Below are 19,494 nucleotides of genomic sequence, written 5' to 3' on the forward strand. Positions count from 1 at the left end.
TGTTAATGGTGATAGAGATGTTGTCGAATGTCGTGGATGGGGCTGGGGATAACACGCACAGGTTAGGTGCTTGACAACCGGCTTTTTACCCCAATTTGCTCGGATATTTCCCCAGTTCACGATAAAAAGGCCCAGCGTAGGAGCGGTTTTCCACCGGTACTGTGAGATTCGTCAAATCAAAATTTCACAGGGCTGACCTGCGCAAACGCTCGTTTCCGCAGGTCGCGATAAAAACTTGTCCACAGTAAATTCCACAGGCCGACGTGGGAAACGTTGAATTCTCCACATTTTATCCACAGGCGGTCTGCGAAACCTGTGGATAACTTCGTCGGGAAGTAGCTATTGAGATTTGCATCCTAGCGCTCGGGGCTTTATGAAAAGCAGTAAAGAGTCACTCTGAGCAACCCCTTCCGGTGAGATCCGGTGAGATCTGGCGGGCACCAGCAGATTGTGCTCAGTGTTTATGTCGGCGGCAGACGATAGGGTATTCCCATGGCATCACGTTCAGCGGTATCAGCGTCTTCTTTTGATAATTCGTATGACTCGTATGAGTCTGGTTTTGGTTCGGGTGGGGACTATGAGGATGCGTCGTTTGGACCTTCCGGCGGTCCCGATCCGCGGGATTATGAGGAATTTGGCCGGAAGTCTCCCCAGGATATTGAGGCTGAGCAGGCTGTTTTGGGCGGTATGCTGCAGTCCCAGGACGCCATTACGGATGTCGTAGAGATTCTCCGCGCGGACGATTTCTATGACCCGCGCCATCAGACCATTTTTAACGCCATTCTCGATCTTTATAGCGAGTCTGCGGATGCCCAGCTGCAGATCGACCCGGTGCTGGTGAGCAACCGCCTTAACAGGGACGGCGACTTGGAGCGCGTGGGTGGTGCGCCATACATCCACACTCTTATGACTAAAGTGCCGACGGCGGCCAACGCGAGTTACTATGCGCGGATTGTTGCCGAAAAAGCGGTGCTTCGTGGGCTGGTCTCGGTGGGGACGGAGATCGCCAAGCTGGGGTACAACGGCATCGATGGCCAGGACGTGGACAAGGTTGTCGATTACGCCCAGTCTCAGGTGTTCGGGGTTGGTCGTCGTGACGCTAGCACGGATTATGTTGAGTTGGCCGACACGTTTGAGGAGGTCAATGACCTTCTCAACGAGTACGAAATGCACGGCGGGGCAGCGAGTGGTGTGCCAACGGGGTTCCTTGACCTCGACAGAACGATTAACGGCCTTCACCCTGGGCAGATGGTTATCATCGCCGCTCGTCCGGGCGTGGGGAAGTCCACCTTGGCGATGGATTTCATGCGGTCGGCGTCGGTAGAAAATTGCACACCGTCGGCACTTTTTAGCCTTGAGATGTCCAAAATGGAGATCGTTCTGAGGCTGCTATCGGCCGAGGCCGAGGTGAAACTCACCAATATGCGCAGCGGCAAAATGGACGAGTCCGAGTGGACCCGGCTGGCCCAAACGATGGGGAAGCTGGAGAAAGCGCCCATTTTTATCGACGATTCACCCAACCTGACGATGATGGAGATCCGGACGAAAGCCCGGCAGATCAAACAGAAGCACGGCCTCGGGCTGATTGTTGTGGATTATCTGCAGCTGATGACGTCGGGCCGCAAGGTGGAGTCGCGTCAGCAGGAAGTCTCGGAGTTTTCTCGTCAACTGAAGTTGTTGGCGAAGGAAGTGGAGGTTCCGCTGATCGCTATTTCGCAGCTCAACCGTGGTCCGGAGTCCCGTACCGACAAGAAGCCGCAGCTGGCGGACCTACGTGAATCGGGGTCCCTCGAGCAGGACGCGGACATGGTGATGCTGCTGTACCGGCCGGACTCTCAGCCGGGTGCGTTGGATAACGCCCGCGAGGGAGAAGCAGACATTATTTTGGCTAAACACCGCGGGGGACCGGTGGGCACCATCCCGATTGCCGAGCAATTGAAGTACTCGAGGTTCGCTAACCTGGCCACCGATAACTTCTCGTAAAACCAGGAGAATGCCGCTCACGGGCGGTTTTCCGGGCCGTCCTCGGTGCCCGCACACCGGCCAGCGCGGTCCCTGCAGCGTCGCGAAATCGCGCCGGGCCGACATTTTCCTCTATTTTGGATAGCGAGTAGTAGTTCCCGATCGCTGAATGATGCGCCCACGCGGATGCTCATCTGTTTCATACCCGCGTGTGAAGTGCCCTGGTGCTCATTCGGCAATTGGTGAGCTGGCTCCGGACCTCGTAAAAGTACGCGGTACACGTAGCGGTTAAGCACCCGTACACGCGGGATCGGCCGGGGCAGCATGTAGGCAGTAATGAAAGGTGGCGGGCATGGAGACCCTCATTGTGATTGTGGGTCTGATGTTTGCGACGGTCATCGTCGTGTCCATCGGCGAGCGAACCAACCTCCCGTGGCCCGTGTTGTTAACCCTCTTAACGACGGCCACGATGGTGTTCCCTGCGATTCCCGATATTTCATTACCGCCCGATCTGATTCTGCCTTTATTCCTCCCGCCGTTGATTTGGGCGATGGCCCGACGCTTGTCGTGGCCACTGATCCGCTCCCAGTGGCGGACGCTCTTGTCGTTATCCGTGCTGTTGGTGGTGGTGACGATTCTGGCGGTGGCGGGCACGTCGATGGTGCTCATCCCCGGTTTGTCCGTGGCGGGCGCGATCGCGTTGGGCGCGGCGGTAGCTCCGTCGGACCCGGTAGCTGTGGAGGCCGTTGCGGAACCGGCGGGAATTCCCCGGCGCGTGATCGGCACCCTGCAGACCGAGGGCCTGTTTAACGACGCGGTCGCGCTGGTTGCCTTCCAGTTAGCGCTCAATTCGCTGTATAACGATGACTCGATCCACGTCGGCCCGGCGCTGTTGCGGTTTGTCTACACCGCGTTGGCGTCGATTGCCTTGGGCTGGCTGATCGGCCACGTTGCCGGCCGGGCGTTGGAGTACACCGCGGGATCGAACACGGTCAACGCCCTGAGCTGGGTCGTTCCGTTCGCGGTGTATATCGCTGCCGAGGAGATTCACGCGTCGGGAGTTATTGCGGTGGTGGTGGCCGCCGTGGAGATGACGTCGCGTGTGTCGGCGACGGCGGCGGAGGATCGTCTGACGGGGTCGGCTTTCTGGGAGACCGCCGAGCTGCTGGTGACGGGCCTTGCGTTCGGCCTGATCGGTTTGTCGGTGCGTAACGCGGTGGAGCAGACCTCGACGCGTATCGGCGAAGGTATTGTCTGGGGTTTGGTCATTTCCGGCGTCCTCTTCGCGGTGCGTTTCGTCTGGATGTACGACCAGTATTTGCTGAACAAGCACGGCAAGAAGAAGAACGTGTCCCCGCTGCGGCTGCAGGAAGTGCTTGTGTTGACGTGGTCGGGGATGCGCGGTTTGGTCACGCTGGCCCTGGTGTTGTCGGTCCCCGCGGGCTATATCAATGTGTATAACGAAATGCCGCTGATCGCGATCACCGTGCTCTTCTGCACGATGGTTGTTCCCGGGTTGACGCTGCCGTGGATCATGCAGAAGCTGAATGTCAACGAAGGCAATGATGCGATTGCCGACGCCACGATGGATCGTCTGTTGCGCCGTGCGCACAACGCGGCGATGGATGTGCTGCAGTCGAAGGGCGAGGATCTCCCACCGGAGGCTATCCAGGCTATCGCTCGCCGTTTCCGCGACATGACGGGCGTTCCGAAGGACGATGAGCCGGAGAATTATGAGGATGCGGTGCGTCGCCTGCGCGAGGTACGTCGGAAGGTGACGGCTGTTCGTCTAGAGGCCATCGAGGCCGCCCAGGTCGAGGTCATGTCCGCGCGCTTCGAGCCGGGTGCGGATCCGTTCATTATCGACGAAGTGCTGGCGCAGTTGGACCGTATGACGCTGGCGAGTGGCGAAAATTCTGTGATGGGGCTTCGGGAAAGGTAGGCGTGTCGTGTCTCGTGTGAGAAGGCCTGTGGTGCCGAAGCGCTTTGCCGGTTCGGCTGCGCTGGTTTTTGTTGGTGGCGCCGTGGGGACGTTGGTGCGTGATGTGTTGACGTCGAGCCCCGTGGTGAGCGCCGTGGTGCCCACAATGTGGTGGGTGTTCGCGGTGAACGTGGTGGGCGCCGCTCTGCTCGGCTTCTTGGGCGCCCGGTTCGCCCGCCTGGGCCGTGTGAACGCAAAACTGCTGCTGGGCACGGGTTTCTGCGGCGGTTTAACCACCTATTCGACGCTTGCCGTGGACATTGCTCGGTGGTTCCCGGGTGTCGGAGCTGGCGGCGTGCAGGGAACAGGGTCCCTGATGGGCATGAGTTTCGCGGTGTACTACGCGTTATTCAGCGTTATCTGTGGCGCGATCGCGGCGTTTGCCGGGGCGTGGTGGGAACGCGTCGGCCGTAGTGAGGTGGCGCAACGATGATGGTGCTTGTGGCGCTCGGCGGTGGTCTTGGTGCGTGCCTGCGGTATGCGGTGGACGCGTGGATCCGCAAGCGGTGGCCGGCGGAATTCCCGTGGGCCACGTTTGTGATTAACGTGACGGGCTCGTTTGTCCTCGGCCTCTGTGTGGCCGGCCTGTCCGGGGGAGCGCTGTTGGGCTTCCTAGGGACCGGGATGATGGGTGGATACACCACGTTCTCCACGGCGTCTGTCGAGGCTGTTACTCAAGGTAGCGCTCGCCGTGGCGCTGCATATGCATTATCGACGCTGGTGGTGGCGGTCTTCGCGGCATGGCTCGGGTTGATCATCGCCGGGTAGGTTGCATCGCGTAAGCCGCGCCGGGCCCTTTACACGACCGCTTCGCTATCGGCGACGTCGCGCGGCAACGCCACGCGGAGACGTCGAGGCCTACTTGGGTTCGAGCGCGTATCCAGCTTCCGTGACGGCATCGTTGATGTCGGCATCGCCGAAGTCTTCACCTTCGACGGTCATATGTCCGTCGTCGAAAATAGTGACGTTTTGTACTCCGCGTGCCTGAGATACCGCGTTTTTGATGGTGGCGGCTCCTTCGTTGGAGCTCATGCCGGTGATGGTGTAATTCTTCATCATGGGGGGTATCTCCTTGTGGGGTACTGTCGTGTCGATGGCCACCGATGGTTGGTCGGTGCTAGCTGGTGCCTCACAGGCGAGTGTGTGCTCCATGGGCTATAGCGCGGGGCGCACAATAGCCCCGTGTGGAACGTGACTTTAGTTATTGTTGTTAATTTGCACTAGTGACAATTTCTATATTGCACATGTTTAGGGGTATTTGAGGGGGTGCTTGTCCGTCACATATGGCCGTATAGCGGCTGTGGAGGAGCCTTTTTAGCTGGTCCGACGGTTTGGTGTGGAAGGTACGCCCATCATGATCGCTCCCACTCGCAAAACCGACGCGACCATCGGAGTTCCCTAATGTTAAGGTAAAGGTCACCTATTGAGCCATGCTAAATACACGACACAGCGCACCTCGACGAGACATGCAGAGGGCAGAGGGGAGAAGTAAGTGGGCGGACTTATATACGCCGTCATAGGGGTAACGTGCATCGCACTTCAGTATCTATTACCCAGGTATCTTCCCGACTGGACTGGGCTTTTCATCCTTATTCCCTATGTAGCTGCAGTCGTCTTCGTAGTGTTTACGGTCGGCTTGCATGGTTTTAGGGACTTCATCATGCCGGTCGTCGGTTTTTTCGCGTTAATGTGTATATGGGGTCAGGGCGTGGAAAATAAAAAACGCGTAAAGAAAGAGGGGGAACATGGAACCGAGTGAGTTACATAGTAAACCCGGTTTTGTAGTCAACGGTATTAAGTCTGAATTGACGACGTTCATACACACCTCTTTGCTGAAGGTCTCGCTGGTTGTGATGGCCATCCCCACAGTCGGATTAGCCGTAGGTATGTCGCGTCGCAATAACGGGGCAATCGGTTTCTCAGGTGGCTTAGCTAATATCTCGGCGTTAACGTTTTTCTTCATTGCGTTCGCATTATCCCTGTATATTGCTGGTAGCTACACAAAGGGATCGGTGAACTACACCCTTCTTTCCATTCCTTCCCGTTCCTGTGCTTATCTCGCTAGCCTCGTCACCTGCGTTATTATTTCTCTGGCCTTTTGGCTAGTGTTCGCCTTAATCTTTGTTGTCCTTTTACTCGTTTTATCTGCCCTAACCAGTTTTAGTGTCACCACTGATTCTGTCGCGAAGGAATTGATTCTCGGCGTCTCATGGGCAGTGTGCATGGTGGCTATTGGACTGGTCGCTGGTGGGATCTCTCATCTAGCTCGAAATGTAACCCTGTCATTCACGTTGATCATTGTGATCATGCTCATTCTCCCGATGACGGGGGCCATCTTGATGGCGATGGGTCATGACCAGGGTGATCTCCTTCTCCATCACAGCTTCCCATTCGCTGTGGACAAACTAACGCAAGCTAATGCAACGTCGCTGGAAGGCCTGCTTGAAGTCGGGTTGTGGTGTGTCGTGGCCGTTGCGTGTGGCGCAGCACGTTTGTGGAGGTATGAGGCATGAGTTCGTCGGCAATTTCTGTTGACCAGATTAATAAGTCGTTTGGTAAACGAGTCCCGGTTTTGGAGAATATGACGTTCGACGTGCCGAGGGGCAAGGTTACGGGGTTGTTGGGGCCAAACGGGTCGGGTAAATCGACGATAATGAAGATTATTGCGGGGCTCACGCATGCCGATTCCGGCAAGGTCACGATCGATCTAGGACGTGCGGACTCCTATGAGAGCGCAGTCGGGATCGATCATTGCCGGGCAGGGGTTGGCTATCTTCTCGACCCTGAATGGATAGATACACGGGTATCGATACTTACTTTCCTTCGCAGTCAAATGCAGTTGAAGGGCATTTCAGATACTAAGAAGAAAGCGATCGACATTCTCGACGAATACGGTCTCGCTCATGCTCGTAACCGTAAGCTTGCGAAAGTGTCGCTGGGGATGAGGCAACGTGTTTGCCTCGCGGTGGCATTTCTCAACGATCCGGAGATCGTGATTTTGGACGAGCCGCACAATGGAGTGGACGCAGATGGCTCGATCGCATTCCAGAATAAGTTGAAGGAATATATCAGTTCCGGCGGGACTGCTTTGATTTCATCGCACTTGCTGAATGAGGTTCAGCAGTTTTCGGACAATGTGGTCATGATTAAAAATGGGCGAACGATAGTTCAAAAGCCACTTGACCAGCTACGAACGACGAATAGTGTTCTTTTAACAGTCCGAGGGGATATCGAGTCTGCCCAGCGAGCCATGCTCAACAATGGTGGGCATATTGACGGTGTCTCCGGGCAGACCCTTTCAATTAGTGGTCTCGATACGGCGACGATTGCGGAAGTCGCGGTCGGCAATGGGGTCAAAATTGAAGGCCTCACTAAGGAAAGTAAGTCATTGGAGAGCATCTACTTAGAACTGAATGAATAGCCGTCCTCGGTTTCGTCATTTCTGCATCCGCAATATCCACGTTCGCATGTGAGGTCACACATCCCCGCTGCAGTTGTAGACTGTCTGGTCTATGATGGGCCGCCTAAAGGCCTCTGCTTCATATCGTGCAGGTAGACGGCGTGATGACCGTGGTCGCCGGCCCCTTAAAGTGGCCCAGCTAAAGTGGCCAGGAGCGCCGTCTTTTTAAAACTAAGTGAAAGGAATTTATGGCTACAGTTACTGTGACGAAGGACAATTTCACCGACACCGTTTCTAACGGCGTTGTTGCGCTGGACTTTTGGGCTGAATGGTGTGGCCCGTGCCGCATGTTCGGCCCGATTTTCGAGGAAGTCTCCGAGCAGTTCCCCGATGTGACGTTTGGCAAGGTCGACACGGAATCCAACCAGGAGATCGCGGGTTCGCTGGGAATCCAGTCCATCCCGACGCTCATGGTTTTTAGGGACAACGTTCTGGTCTACCGTCATGCGGGCGTCCACTCCGCTGGTCAGGTTAAAGACGTCATTGAACAGACAAAGAACCTGGATATGGATGAGGTTCGGAAGCAGATCGCGGAGCAGGAAGCTAAAGAGTCGGGGGAGTAGCGACGTAAACGTACGACTAGCCACATAGCATGCACATAGCACGACGCGCCCCAACCGTTGATGTATCGGTGGGGCGCGTTTTCGCACGTCACGGGGCCACTGCGAGAGTTAGTCGCCACGCAAAGCGCATGCTTGCACGTCGCAGATTTACCCGCGACGGCAGGCGCGCAATGAAGGAGCCACGTGCAACGTCGTTACTTACTCGATGGTGGTGCCGTCGGGAATGACGGGGCCGGGGTTTCCGGAAATAGCCAGAAGATGCTCGGCAAGTGCGAGGATGCTGTTCAGAACGTCCATGAGTTCTCCATTCTTTCTGTGGCACGGGTACGGGGAGATGCCGGTCCTGCCGACGTCGCATCGCGTGAAACCTATTGATGTTCAGGCTGGATGGGTAATGTCGGTATGGATTGTGTGGTGGACTCGCCATCTGACACGGACACGTGCTTCAGGATTGCTTACGATTGCGATCAATGGTGTTCACAGTGCACTGTACGCCTGAACTGCAGAGCGCGCGTGAACCGCACAGTAGGTTCGACGGATGCTGACAGATGCTAAGGAGATTGTGATGGCTAACCCCTTTTCAAAAGGGTGGAAATACGCGATGGCTAAGTTTGATAGCACCATTGATGAAAAAGCAGACCCGATGGTGCAGATCCAGCAGGCCACGGAGGCGGCGAAGAAACAGCACCAGGCTGTTGTGGAGCAAGCGTCGTCTGTGTTGGGGAATCAGCGGCAGATTGAGATGAAACTCAACCGGCTGATTAAGGATCAGGAAAGCCTCCAGTCTCAGGCGCAGAAAGCAGTGCAGCTTGCGGACAAAGCGTCGCAGGAGGGGGATGCCCAGCAGGCGAGCGAGTGGAATAGCACGGCTGAGGTGGTGGCATCGCAGCTGGTCAGCGTCGAACAGCAGATTGAGGAGACGAAGCAGCTTCATCAGAGTAATGCTCAGGCCGCGGAGCAAGCCAAGGCGCAGGTGAAGAAGTCCGAGGCCCACCTGAAGGAGCAGTTGGGGCAGATTGATCAGCTTCGGGCCCAGGTCAATCAGACGAAGATGCAGGAAGAGTCGGCAAAGGCTGCAGAGTCGATGAATGCGCTGAGCGCGAAGGACGATTCTGTCCCGAGCCTGGATTCGGTGCGAGACAAGATTGAGCGTCGCTATGCGGATGCGCTCGGTAAGCAGGAGCTCACGGAGAGTTCGGTGGATACCCGCATGGCGGAGATCGAAACCGCTGGTCGTGATATCAAGGCGTCGGCTCGGTTGGAAGAGATTCGGGCACAGATGCATGGTGGGCAGGCTGGCGACCGTTCCTTGGATGCGGGGGATGCGCCGCAGGGTGAGCTTGATTCCGGTGAGCATAAGTAATTCACCGACAATTTTTACCTCCCCGCAACCTACTTAATACGTTTTCCTGACAGTATGGGTGGGGTGCCGCGAACCCAGCGGCATCGACGTCGTCACATGTCCACGTGGCCAACCCGCCACGCCGAGCACACGTGATGAACCCCTCGCCATACGATGCAGGCTCCACCGAGCCATGCGAAGGAGAACTATGTACACAGTTGCTGATTACATTGCAGATCGCCTAGCTGAACTGCACATTAAGGATGTTTTTGGGGTCCCGGGTGATTTCAACCTGGAGTTCCTGGATCACATTACGGGGCATGATGCGCTGCACTGGGTCGGCAACGCCAATGAGCTGAACGCGGGCTACGCGGCTGACGGGTACGCGCGCATGAACGGCATCGGTGCCGTCGTCACGACTTTCGGCGTGGGTGAGCTCTCGGCCATCAACGCGATCGCTGGCTCGTTCTCGGAGAACGTCCCGGTGGTTCACATTGTCGGCGCCCCGTCGAAGGATGCGCAGGCGTCCCGACGTCTGCTGCACCACAGCCTCGGCGATGGTGACTTTTCTCATTTCCGACGCATGGCTAGTGAGGTCACCTGCGCCGTTGCCGATCTAACTCCCGCGGACGCGGTGGACGAAGTGGACCGTGTACTCCGTGCGGTGCAGACACATCGGCGGCCCGGATACATTGTGGTGCCTACCGACGTCGCCCGCGTCGAGGTTGAGCCGCCCTCGTCTCCTCTGGGTGGTGCCCGGTCCTACACCTCTAACCGCGCTCTGGCGGAGTTCCGCGCGGCTGCATCTGAGTTCTTGGAGGGCCGCGATGTGACGGTGTTGGCGGATCTCCTGGTTCACCGGATGGGCGCGACGGAAAACCTGAATCGGCTGCTCAGCGGCGGTATTCCTCATGCCACCTTGATGTGGGGCAAAACGCTCGTTAACGAGGAAGATCCGTTCTTCTTGGGCGTGTATGCGGGCGCGGCTTCCGAGCCCGACGTTCGCAAAGCTGTGGAGGGGGCGGATCGCCTGGTCATGGCCGGTGTTCGTTTTACCGATACGACGACCGCCAGCTTCAGCCAGAAGATCGACCCTGCACGCTGTGTGGATATCGCCACTAATTACGCGAAGGTGGGCGATAAAACCTTCGCGCCGCTGAACATCGCTGATGCGTTGGACGCACTTGCTGAGCTTGCTCCGTCATTTGCGGATCGCGCGCCGGGGGCAGTTCCGGACCCGGAGCCGCACCACTGGGTGGCGGATGCTGATGAGCCCTTGGTCCAGGACGACGTGTGGCCGACTTTGGCCGGGGTGCTCACCGAGGGAAACATCGTTGTGGCTGATCAGGGCACCAGTTTCTTCGGCCTGGCGAAGATGCGTTTCCCAGCGGACACGACCTTCATTGGCCAGCCGCTATGGGGCTCCATCGGGTACACGCTTCCCGCCGCGATGGGCGCCGGTCTCGCCTGCCCGGGGCGTCGCCCGGTGCTCGTTATTGGCGACGGCTCCGCGCAGCTGACGGTCCAGGAGCTCGGCACCTGGATGCGGGAAGGCGTCAACGGCGTCGTCATTGTGGTGAATAACGACGGCTACGCGGTGGAGCGCTCGATTCACGGCGAGGACGCCGAGTACAACGACATCACGGCGTGGGATTGGCGGGTGATTCCCCAGGCCCTCGGCGGCACCGACGACAAGGTCGTGACGCTGAAGGCCACCACGCGTGCAGAGCTCAACGACGCCTTTGAGAAGGCGCAGGACAACCAGGATCGCCTGGTGCTTATCGAGGTCTGCACTGCGCCAAAGGACTACCCGAAGTTGCTGAAGAAAATCGGGAAGGCCATTAACGACGCCAACTCGAAGTAGGCGCTCTGACGCCCGATCCCGGTCATTCGCGCCGGGATCTGCGTCGCTAACTCCTCTTAGATAGGCAGTTTCCGCAGGATACCGGCAGGAATGTGAGCCAGGGCCATCATGACGTAGCGGAACAGCGGGTGGACCCAGATTACGGACTTGTTGTCGTCGACAGCTTTCGCGACGGCGGCCGCAACGTCTTCCTTATTGACGGTCAGCGGTGCGTCGTCAAGGCCTTCGGTCATCTGTGTGCGTACCTGGCCTGGGCGAACGACGAGGACGCGGACGCCACTGTCACGCAGCGCCTCGCCCAGCTGGCGGTAGAAACCGTCGAACCCGGCCTTGGTGGAGCCGTAGACGAAGTTGGAGCGTCGGACGACCTCACCGGCGACGGAGGAGATTGCCACGATCTGCCCGTGGCCCTGCTTCTTCATGGCCTGGCCGAGCAGAACACCGACGGACACTGAGCCCGTATAGTTGATCTCTGCAGCTTGAACGGCTTTTTCTTGGTTCTGCCACAGCTCTTCTTGGTCGCCCAAAATGCCGAACGCAACGATGGCGAGGTCGATATCGCCGTGGCTGAAGGCCTCGTCGATGACGGCCTTGTGTGACTCGGTGTCGAGAGCATCGAAGTCGATAGTGCGAACCTCGGACGCCCCTGCTTTCTTCATCCGGTCAATCGCGGCGGGGAGGTCTTTGCTGTTCTTCCTGGCTGCGAGGGTGACGGTGGCGGAACCTCGGGAGAGGAATTTCTCGACGATGGCGAGGCCCATGTCCGACGTTCCCCCAAGGAGAAGGATGGATTGTGCGTGCCCAACGGCGTTAAGCATAAAGAAAGGACCCTTTCTATGTGCCGAGCCCGTCGCAGGGCCCGGCGGAGTAATGCAATTCGTGCAGTGAGTGTGGATTGGCCAGATCGGATTAGTGCAGTTCCAGACGGCGGGACATGTCAGACGCGAACACGCCACTGGGGTCGATGGTGTTGCGGGTCTTCAGCCAGCTGTCCATCTTGGGGTACATCTTGTGGAAGTTTTCGGCCGAGGTACGAGATTCCTTCGCCAGGTAGAGGCGCCCACCGAATTCCATGACTCGTTTGTCCAGGTCATCCAGGAAGTCGCCGAGGCCGGGCTTGATGGGGAAGTCGACGCAGACGTTCCAGCCGGGCATCGGGTAGGAGAGGGGTGCGCGGTTGCCTTCACCGAACAGCTTGAAGACGTTGAGGGCGGAGTAGTGCCCGGAGCGCTGAATGTCGCGGACAATCTCTTTGAAGGGCTCGACGGCTTCGCGCGGGACCACAAACTGGTACTGCAGGAAGCCCTTGGAGCCGTACCCGCGGTTCCACTCGCCGATGAGGTCGAGTGGCTGGTAGAACTGCGTCAGGTTCTGCACCTTGTTGCGGTACGTTCCGGACTTCAGCCACCACAGCTCACCGATGGACATCATGGTCAGCTTGTTCATGGTGAAGTTCGGGAAGATGTCCGGGACCGTCATCAACTGGGGCGCGTTGAACTTCAACGGCTTTTTCGCCAGCTTGGGGGCGTATTCCTTCAACTGATCCAGCGTGGCCAGGGATCCGCGGGAAATAGCGGCACGGCCCAGCTTCGGTTCGGGAGAAATAGCGTCGAACCATGCCGACGAGTAGGTGTAGTTCTTCTCGGAACCGTCAGAGTGGAATTCGATGGTTTCGTCTAGCGACGCGGTCATGTCGCCGTCAGCAATGAAGTAGGCCGTTTCGGTGCGGGTCATCGCGATGCGTGCGCGCACAATGATGCCGGTGAGGCCCATGCCGCCGACGGTTGCCCAGAAGAGTTCGCCATCTGGGTCGTCGGCGCTGCCCTCTGGCTCGAGGTGCAGGATGCGACCGTCGGCAACCAGAAGTTCCATGGAGGCGACGTGGTTACCGAAGGAACCGGCGGAGTGGTGGTTCTTGCCGTGAATATCCGGGCCGATAGCACCGCCGATGGTGACCTGCCGGGTGCCGGGAAGCACCGGAACCCACAACCCGTAGGGGAGTGCGGCTTTCATGAGTTGGTCGAGGGTGACGCCACCGTCGACGTCGGCAATAGCCGTGTCCGGGTCGATGGAGTGGATTTCATTGAGCGCAGCCATGTCGACAACAAGACCACCGCTGTTCTGGGCCGGGTCGCCGTAGGAACGGCCCAGACCACGGGCGATCACGCCACGCTTGAGGTAGTCGGGCTTGTCCTCGTTCTGTTCGGCAACCTCCCGCACTGCGCGGGCAATCAGGTCCAGGTCAGGCGTGGACAGGACTTCACTAGAAGCCGGCTGAGTGCGCCCCCACCCTGTGAGACGACGGTGCTCTAGCGGTAGTTGATCTGTCGTGGTTGAGCTCACTTCTAACTCTTTCTCCTTGGTACGTCAGATTGGTTGTGCGCGATCACACGAGCGTGGGAGCCTCTGTGGCGATCTCGGCCGGAGCCGTGAGCGGCCACAAAGCCTCCTGCGCTACCACCCGTATAGTTCTACGCCATAGTTTTACGCCTGTCGCAGTGATAGGCGAGTATCGACTTGATGGGAGCCGACACCGGGAAGACGGGTAAAGACGGGGTTAGTAGAGGTTCATGATGTCGCGTATCTCTTCGGGCAACATGTCCACGCTGGTAATGAGCGGCCCATCATATTCCCTGAGCAGGTCATTTACCCGTTGCCGGGACGAACTATCCAAGATAGGTAGCTCTTCGGCCATCATCCGCGTCATGGGCACGTCCAGCGGGACTGTGGTGCGTTCCGCAGCTTCATACGTGGCGGCCGCAGCTTTGTCAGCCGCTGATTTTCGTCCGAACATGCCCCCTAGTGTACGGGGTGACGCTGAAATTTCAGCGTTGCTGTGACCGGGATTTCATTATCGACGCTGCGCTGGGGTCTTTTCGGTCGTCATCGCCCTGGTCGAATCGCGTAGCTGTTACTTAGCTTCAGCCCTGGAAGCGTGCAAAGGGATCGGTGGTGCTGTCGGTCTGTGGTTGGTATTCAACGCGCTTGATGTTCCCAAGAAATATCGTCGCCAAATGAGGACGCCCATTCAAAAGCTAGTTTGTTGCTCGTCGCTCGATGGCCTTCGAGCAGACCAGCCGCGGCCAAGAGCGCCGATCCCGTACAAACTGATGCCACTATCTCCGATCGAGTTCCAATATCCGTTAGCCAAGACAAGAACGATTTGTCGTGAGCCAACGTCCGTGTTCCCATACCTCCGGGAACCAAGATGATATCGGGATCGTTAAGCTCGCCGTACTCCAATTCTGCAGTCACTTCACCGCCTTGAGCGCTTCGGACGGGGCCAGTTCGCTCAGCTACCAGTTCAATTTTTACATCGGGGATTGCGCTGAAGAACTCTTTAGGGCCGAACGCATCAAACAACTCGAATCCGTCAAAAAGTATTACCGCGCGGTGCCTTTGAGTTTCTGCTGGTGGCGGGCCACTATCGAGGAGCGATGTCCAGGGAATGGACTACCGTGCGTTGCGAATCGCTGAAGTTATTGTCCGAGATGAGGTAAACACGATTGTTCCCTACTGGAGGCGCTGCAAAGGTCATGCCTTCCACGTTTTCGGGAGACTCCGGAACGCCTCTGGCGCCCGGATGTGCGCTATGACCGGTTTTCGAATCAACGAAGTCGAAGACCTTCTCGCGCTTGACTGCTACTTCGGTACCGTTGAGGCGTTCCCGGCCGAGAACGTTGGTAGCTCCGTTTACATCTAATCGGTAGATCTCTGCGCGGTTTCCTTGCTTGGGGATATATCCGCGTTGTAGGGCGTAAAGGTTTCCATCCGGGGACGTAGCCAGAGAAGCATATCCGCGGTCGGCTTTGGGGGCATACGTGGGATCTACGTCAACCACATATTCCGCGCTGGGCTTCCCTGTCGCAGTGTCGTAGACGGTTAGTCGCGTTTTGGATCCCGACTGGGGAGTATTGCTTGGTCCATCTTGCACCAGAGAGTTTTCGTTGATCGTGTAAAAGGTTTCTCCATCAGGAGAAATGGTCATCCCTTCTGGCCCCTTATTCGGGCTTATGCCTTTAGCTTCTTTAGTGTCCGGCGCATCTTCACGGTTGGGGACGTGGTACTGCGGGGGATGAATACGGCGTATCTCACGTCCGGTTTTGTCGGATTCGATGATGAGGGGGGAACGATTCTCTGTACCTTGTGACCCACCCTCTGTCGTCCACAACAGGTGCCCATTGGGCAATTGGCGGATCTCTTCCGCGTCGAATTCCTTAGGGTTGTACGCACTTCCATCTGGGTTGGTGAAAACCACCCGGCCGATGACTTGTGCCCGGCCACTGTTATCGATGTTCAATCGATATGCGCGGGTGGGACCATAATCGCCTTTGTCATCTGAGATGGCTAGATAGGAACCATCAGCAAGAGAGGTCAGTCCGGATAATCCGCCGACGCTAGGATCTTGAGTCGCCTTGCCGAGGTCGAACATGCCGTTATAGCGGGTTTGGTTTGTCGCGCCTGGGCTTGGAGCGCTAGAAGATGGGACAGCTGAATCTGCGGTGGTTGGGGTTGCTGAGATGGCGACTGTGGACCCGGTAACGAGAGTGGTGACAATTAGTGGGGGAGCAATCAGAGGGGCGATCCTCCGGTGGTGATTGGAACGAGTACGTATTTTCATACTCACTATGAAAACAGGTGGTATGCGTAGTGATGGTGGTCGCTCGCTATGCTGCTGCAGAATTTGCGGAAGGTTCGCCGGAAGTTTGGTTGTTGTTCATTTGCCTCCACGCCCTTCTTTCCATACTGCATCGTGGAAACGAACACAGGCAGGGTCCGCCGAGAGAAGAGGCGGCCCGGGTGTTGGCTCGGTACGAAAGGAAAGTGGTGACAGAAATTATCTGTAGTGCTCGAATTTATTCGTGTGTCCCGGACGCAACCAGTCTTTGCATCATCCGCTGCACAGATGGCGAGCGATCTGAACGACGTTATTACCGACGCTTTAGCGTGTTTGGGAGTCCCGAACCCTAGTGCGGTGGCGCGGCCGGTCTCTGCGCTTATCGGTGGTCTCACACTTGATACTGTCAGGCCTTATGGTGCTCTGACTGTCAATCAGTTCCGTTCGACTCTGCGGGGCGCGTTAGGCAATCTTCTTGTTATAGAGTGCTGATCGGCTCCAATAGAAACTAGCTTTCTATCCGCGTAGCAATAAATTCATCGCCAGATGGCCATGTTTTAACACCAAAAATCCAAACGGGAGCGAGAATAATACCTATAATCGCCACGACCATAGACATCCCCAGAGAAAAAACAGTGGCAAGAACTCCCCCGAGCAAGAATCCTGGGACCTCACCACCAAGCGCAATTGTTCGTTCTGTAGCCGCTATACTGCCCACTATAGAGTCGGGTGAACATTGTTGTCTTGCTGTATTAAATAAAACGATACACAAGACCATGCAGGAGCCGAAGATATATTCACCCAAACCAACTAAACTAATTCGCGCAATATTCGAATCGGAGTATTGGGCGAATAACATTAAAGAAATACTCAAGGCTGGGAGACCAATAGACATCGCGTAGAGGGTTCTGGCGTTCTTTGAGCAGAATGAAGTGCCCGCAGCTGCTGCTGCGGTAAGGCCTCCTACCGCTCCAGCTACTCCTACGACGGATAGAGCCCAAGGTCTGAAGTCCAGTATCCGTACGCAAAAAATCACGAAGACGGCCTGGAAAATAGAGCTAAAAAAATTGAAGTGGAAAGATGTAAGGGTAAGTTTCCGTAAAAAGTCATTACCAAATATATACTTAAGCCCACTTAAAGATGACCTTTGGCTCTCCTCTCTAGTAGAGACAGCGCTGCTTTCTTGCGTGGAGGAAAGTGCCTCGTTGTCTCTCTTTCGGCAATTGAGTAAGCGCCAAAGATACAAGGAAAGAATCAGAGCGAGGCCAAAGCTTAATGCGCCAATTGTCATCGTCCCTGCAAAAGTCAACAGAGTTAATGCGCCGCCACCTAGCGCAATTCCCCCTAATTCTGACATCACGCCGGAACTACGAAGAAGTGAATTTACCCTATTGAGGGACGTGGTACTGCGTCCCACTACGGATACGACGGTAGAGTTTACGCCTGCCTCGTTGATCAGGCTTGACACTCCGAGGATAAATAAGCAAATAAATAAGCTCGAGAAAGATGGTCGCGTAAAAAGAAAAACAGCGACCGAAATGCAGGCAATCAACCGGAGGAAGTTGGCAGCGGGAATTGTCTTAAAACCCGGCAAACGGTCTATGGATTCTGCCACCACAAGACCAAAGATCAATGCTGCAGCCGACTCCATCAGGTTGAGACATGCAACTTGCATTGGTGTGGCATGGAACATCTCGATGGCGATCAGTGGAATAGCGAATACTGCTACTTCCATTCCGATTGCGCCCCATAATTCAGCCCCGGCTAGCAATAATACGGGGCCTAGGGAGGATTCCTTACTGCTGTTTATTTTCAACTTGGACCGCCATAAAGTACCGTTCCCTGGACTGTCTAGGGTTCTGCTCCACGTAATGATAACGGTTACTTGTTAGATATTTTAAAGCCACAGTTCCAAACAAGGTTGGACGACTTTATTACTGACAACTAAGTGTGCTCAGAGGTAGCGACCCCTGGTGCGGTGACCCGGCAGGTCTCAGCGCTGATCGCTGGTCGGTTGACTGTGCAGCTTTATTCCGACGTAAAAGCAACGGAGAAATGAGTAAAGCCTTGTTAGTCTGGGTGCCATGCACCTAAGCCGGAGAGATCGGTTTCCCCACGGAGTCACACGACGTTTCAGCGAAGCGAAAGACCGTATCGACGCACTGCCTCCGGATAAACGGGGTACTTCTCGTCTTGTCGAACGAGTATTGGTATCTTCCCTGATCGGCGGTTGGTACGCCTCCGGTGGTATTGAATCGAAGCCGCGCCGGGTGGCTACGAAGGTAGGGATACTCGGATCCGCGTTCGCGGTGATATGGATGACGACAGAGTCGTCGGAAGACTCGACGGATGCGAACGCTAATTTTCCTGAGGCCGCCGTGTCTGAGGACCCTGGGCTGGAAGCCGCCGAGGGGGTGGGAACTTCGTCGTCGGAAAGTGAATCATCGCAGCCTACCCCGTCGAAAATTGATGAAAATAGAGCCCCAAGCTCGTGGGGCTGGGCACGATTGGGTCTGGCTGTTAGCGCCGTGGTGGGCTACTTCGTGGGATCGTTTTATTTCGCCCGCTTCATCAGGAGAAAAGCGCTGGCGTTCATCCGCGCACATATCACTGAGTCGCGGCCGTGGACGGTGTACGGAGTCCTCGTTGGCATTGTGTGCTTTGCGTTGAGCTTCAACGAGGATAAGCGCACCGCCAAACTCGACGCCAGACTGAAGGCGCTAGCCTAGATTTCCGCTGTGGAACGTAACGTCAGTCTGTATTGCAGGTTCCTTCCTTGAAACTTTTTCTCGAAACGAGCCGGTAGTGACTGAGCTTTTAGTGGCTTACGGCACCCACGTTATGGACGGGCGGAATCCTCAACCAGGGGTTCTCAGTACCAGGCAGGCTTGTCGCCGTCGGTACCCGGCTTGTCGATTCCGACGTTGGCGCGCGAGTGTGCAGCTGGGTCAGCGACGACGGACGCGATGAACGCAGCAACGGCCTTGCGCGACACCTCGGTTCCCTTGAACTGCTCATCACGCTGGGTGAGCTCGTAATCGGTCTCGTCCTTATTAGTCAGCCACGCTGGGCGGACGATCGTGTAGTCCAGGTCCGAGGCCTCAATAATGTCTGCTGCACGGCGGTAAATCGTCAGCGCCTCGTCGCCGATGGCCTCCCGGTTCCAGGTGTTAAATTTCTCGGGCAGCTCATCGTAAATTCCGAGCGCGTCGACGAAAATAAGGCGCGCGACCCCGGCCGCCTTCATGGCGTCGACAAGTGCGCGTGCCTGCTCGTCGAGGTTTCCTGCAAGGTTGGCATAAACAATGTCCTGGCCCTTGAGCGCTGCCCCGAGAGTGTCAGCGTCGAGCACATCACCTTCGACGACGCGGGCCCCGTCGGGAGCATCGACTTTGGAAGCATTGCGGGCAAACAGCGTGAGGTTGTCCCCGTGGCCGGCCTGGTCCGCGATCATGGGGATGGCGTGGCGGGCGATCTGGCCGCTGGCGCCTAGGACGATAACGTTGGTCATGCTAACTCCTTTGTTGTCTTGCTTTGTTGTGACATAACAACGCCGACTTAACAACGTCTACATGTCCGAGAGTATCGACGGTTCGAAATGTCATCCAGGGGTTGACAATGTTTGGGCGAGGGACTGTATTATTAATTTCATCAACCCCAGCCGTTGACCCTCCACCATACGGAGAGCGCCGATGACTGGGGTT

The 19,494-nt window shown here is 56.7% G+C and carries 18 protein-coding genes; 10 read left to right on the forward strand and 8 right to left on the reverse strand.

The features are described from left to right. Positions 1-492: 492 nt before the first annotated feature. The 4 genes from dnaB to Q3981_RS08140 all read left to right on the forward strand — a co-directional run bounded on the left by dnaB (position 493) and on the right by Q3981_RS08140 (position 4,711). On the forward strand, positions 493-1,983 hold the full coding sequence (gene dnaB, locus Q3981_RS08125) for a replicative DNA helicase (RefSeq protein WP_303125131.1): 1,491 nt from the start codon (positions 493-495) through the stop codon (positions 1,981-1,983). A 331-nt stretch (positions 1,984-2,314) separates the two neighbouring features. Beyond that, positions 2,315-3,904 carry a sodium:proton antiporter gene (locus tag Q3981_RS08130; RefSeq protein WP_303125133.1) on the forward strand — a complete coding sequence of 530 codons (1,590 nt, stop codon included), beginning with the start codon at positions 2,315-2,317 and terminating at the stop codon, positions 3,902-3,904. A gap of 7 nt (positions 3,905-3,911) precedes the next feature. Beyond that, positions 3,912-4,376, forward strand: a complete 465-nt coding sequence (locus Q3981_RS08135) for a CrcB family protein (RefSeq protein WP_303125135.1) — start codon at positions 3,912-3,914, stop codon at positions 4,374-4,376. Continuing rightward, the gene (locus Q3981_RS08140; protein ID WP_303125137.1) at positions 4,373-4,711 is read left to right on the forward strand and encodes a CrcB family protein; all 339 of its coding nucleotides are present in this window, start codon (positions 4,373-4,375) and stop codon (positions 4,709-4,711) included. Before Q3981_RS08135 ends, Q3981_RS08140 begins: the two co-directional genes overlap by 4 nt. A 90-nt stretch (positions 4,712-4,801) precedes the next feature. On the opposite strand, the gene Q3981_RS08145 is transcribed toward Q3981_RS08140, so the two are convergent. Further along, positions 4,802-5,002, reverse strand: coding sequence for a heavy-metal-associated domain-containing protein (locus Q3981_RS08145; protein ID WP_041628954.1), 201 nt, complete (start codon positions 5,000-5,002; stop codon positions 4,802-4,804). A 686-nt stretch (positions 5,003-5,688) separates the two neighbouring features. On the opposite strand from Q3981_RS08145, the gene Q3981_RS08150 reads away from it, so the two are divergent. The 5 genes from Q3981_RS08150 to Q3981_RS08170 all read left to right on the forward strand — a co-directional run bounded on the left by Q3981_RS08150 (position 5,689) and on the right by Q3981_RS08170 (position 11,172). Beyond that, entirely contained in the window at positions 5,689-6,456 is a 768-nt protein-coding gene (locus Q3981_RS08150; protein WP_303125141.1) for a hypothetical protein, read from the forward strand. Next, entirely contained in the window at positions 6,453-7,364 is a 912-nt protein-coding gene (locus tag Q3981_RS08155) for an ABC transporter ATP-binding protein (RefSeq protein WP_303125144.1), read from the forward strand. Before Q3981_RS08150 ends, Q3981_RS08155 begins: the two co-directional genes overlap by 4 nt. Before the next feature lie 227 nt (positions 7,365-7,591). Beyond that, complete coding sequence (gene trxA / locus Q3981_RS08160) at positions 7,592-7,966, forward strand: thioredoxin (protein WP_204087706.1); 375 nt, start codon at positions 7,592-7,594, stop codon at positions 7,964-7,966. A gap of 565 nt (positions 7,967-8,531) precedes the next feature. Further along, a complete protein-coding gene (locus tag Q3981_RS08165; RefSeq protein WP_303125153.1) occupies positions 8,532-9,329 on the forward strand; it encodes a PspA/IM30 family protein in 798 nt (265 codons plus the stop codon). 187 nt (positions 9,330-9,516) lie between these two features. Continuing rightward, positions 9,517-11,172 carry an alpha-keto acid decarboxylase family protein gene (locus Q3981_RS08170; protein WP_303125156.1) on the forward strand — a complete coding sequence of 552 codons (1,656 nt, stop codon included), beginning with the start codon at positions 9,517-9,519 and terminating at the stop codon, positions 11,170-11,172. Positions 11,173-11,228: 56 nt separating this feature from the next. Here Q3981_RS08170 and Q3981_RS08175 read toward each other — a convergent pair whose 3' ends face one another. From Q3981_RS08175 to Q3981_RS08200, 6 genes are all read right to left on the reverse strand, one after another. Beyond that, on the reverse strand, positions 11,229-11,990 hold the full coding sequence (locus tag Q3981_RS08175) for a decaprenylphospho-beta-D-erythro-pentofuranosid-2-ulose 2-reductase (RefSeq protein WP_303125159.1): 762 nt from the start codon (positions 11,988-11,990) through the stop codon (positions 11,229-11,231). Between the two features lie 91 nt (positions 11,991-12,081). After that, positions 12,082-13,515, reverse strand: coding sequence for an FAD-binding oxidoreductase (locus Q3981_RS08180; protein WP_012732652.1), 1,434 nt, complete (start codon positions 13,513-13,515; stop codon positions 12,082-12,084). A gap of 214 nt (positions 13,516-13,729) precedes the next feature. Then, positions 13,730-13,966: a hypothetical protein gene (locus Q3981_RS08185; protein ID WP_012732651.1), complete on the reverse strand. Its 237-nt coding sequence runs from the start codon at positions 13,964-13,966 to the stop codon at positions 13,730-13,732. Positions 13,967-14,148: 182 nt separating this feature from the next. Then, positions 14,149-14,535, reverse strand: a complete 387-nt coding sequence (locus tag Q3981_RS08190) for a DJ-1/PfpI family protein (RefSeq protein ID WP_303125163.1) — start codon at positions 14,533-14,535, stop codon at positions 14,149-14,151. 61 nt (positions 14,536-14,596) lie between these two features. Further along, positions 14,597-15,793, reverse strand: a complete 1,197-nt coding sequence (locus tag Q3981_RS08195) for an esterase-like activity of phytase family protein (RefSeq protein WP_303125165.1) — start codon at positions 15,791-15,793, stop codon at positions 14,597-14,599. A gap of 505 nt (positions 15,794-16,298) precedes the next feature. Then, positions 16,299-17,525 (reverse strand): MFS transporter, encoded by a 1,227-nt coding sequence (locus Q3981_RS08200; protein ID WP_303125167.1) that lies wholly within the window; start codon positions 17,523-17,525, stop codon positions 16,299-16,301. Positions 17,526-17,874: 349 nt separating this feature from the next. On the opposite strand from Q3981_RS08200, the gene Q3981_RS08205 reads away from it, so the two are divergent. Further along, positions 17,875-18,519: a hypothetical protein gene (locus tag Q3981_RS08205; protein ID WP_303125169.1), complete on the forward strand. Its 645-nt coding sequence runs from the start codon at positions 17,875-17,877 to the stop codon at positions 18,517-18,519. Positions 18,520-18,662: 143 nt separating this feature from the next. Here Q3981_RS08205 and Q3981_RS08210 read toward each other — a convergent pair whose 3' ends face one another. Beyond that, positions 18,663-19,301, reverse strand: a complete 639-nt coding sequence (locus Q3981_RS08210) for an SDR family oxidoreductase (protein WP_303125171.1) — start codon at positions 19,299-19,301, stop codon at positions 18,663-18,665. Positions 19,302-19,494 lie beyond the last annotated feature (193 nt).

Origin of the sequence: Corynebacterium sp. (genome assembly GCF_030530965.1) — a bacterium.
Lineage (GTDB): Bacteria > Actinomycetota > Actinomycetes > Mycobacteriales > Mycobacteriaceae > Corynebacterium.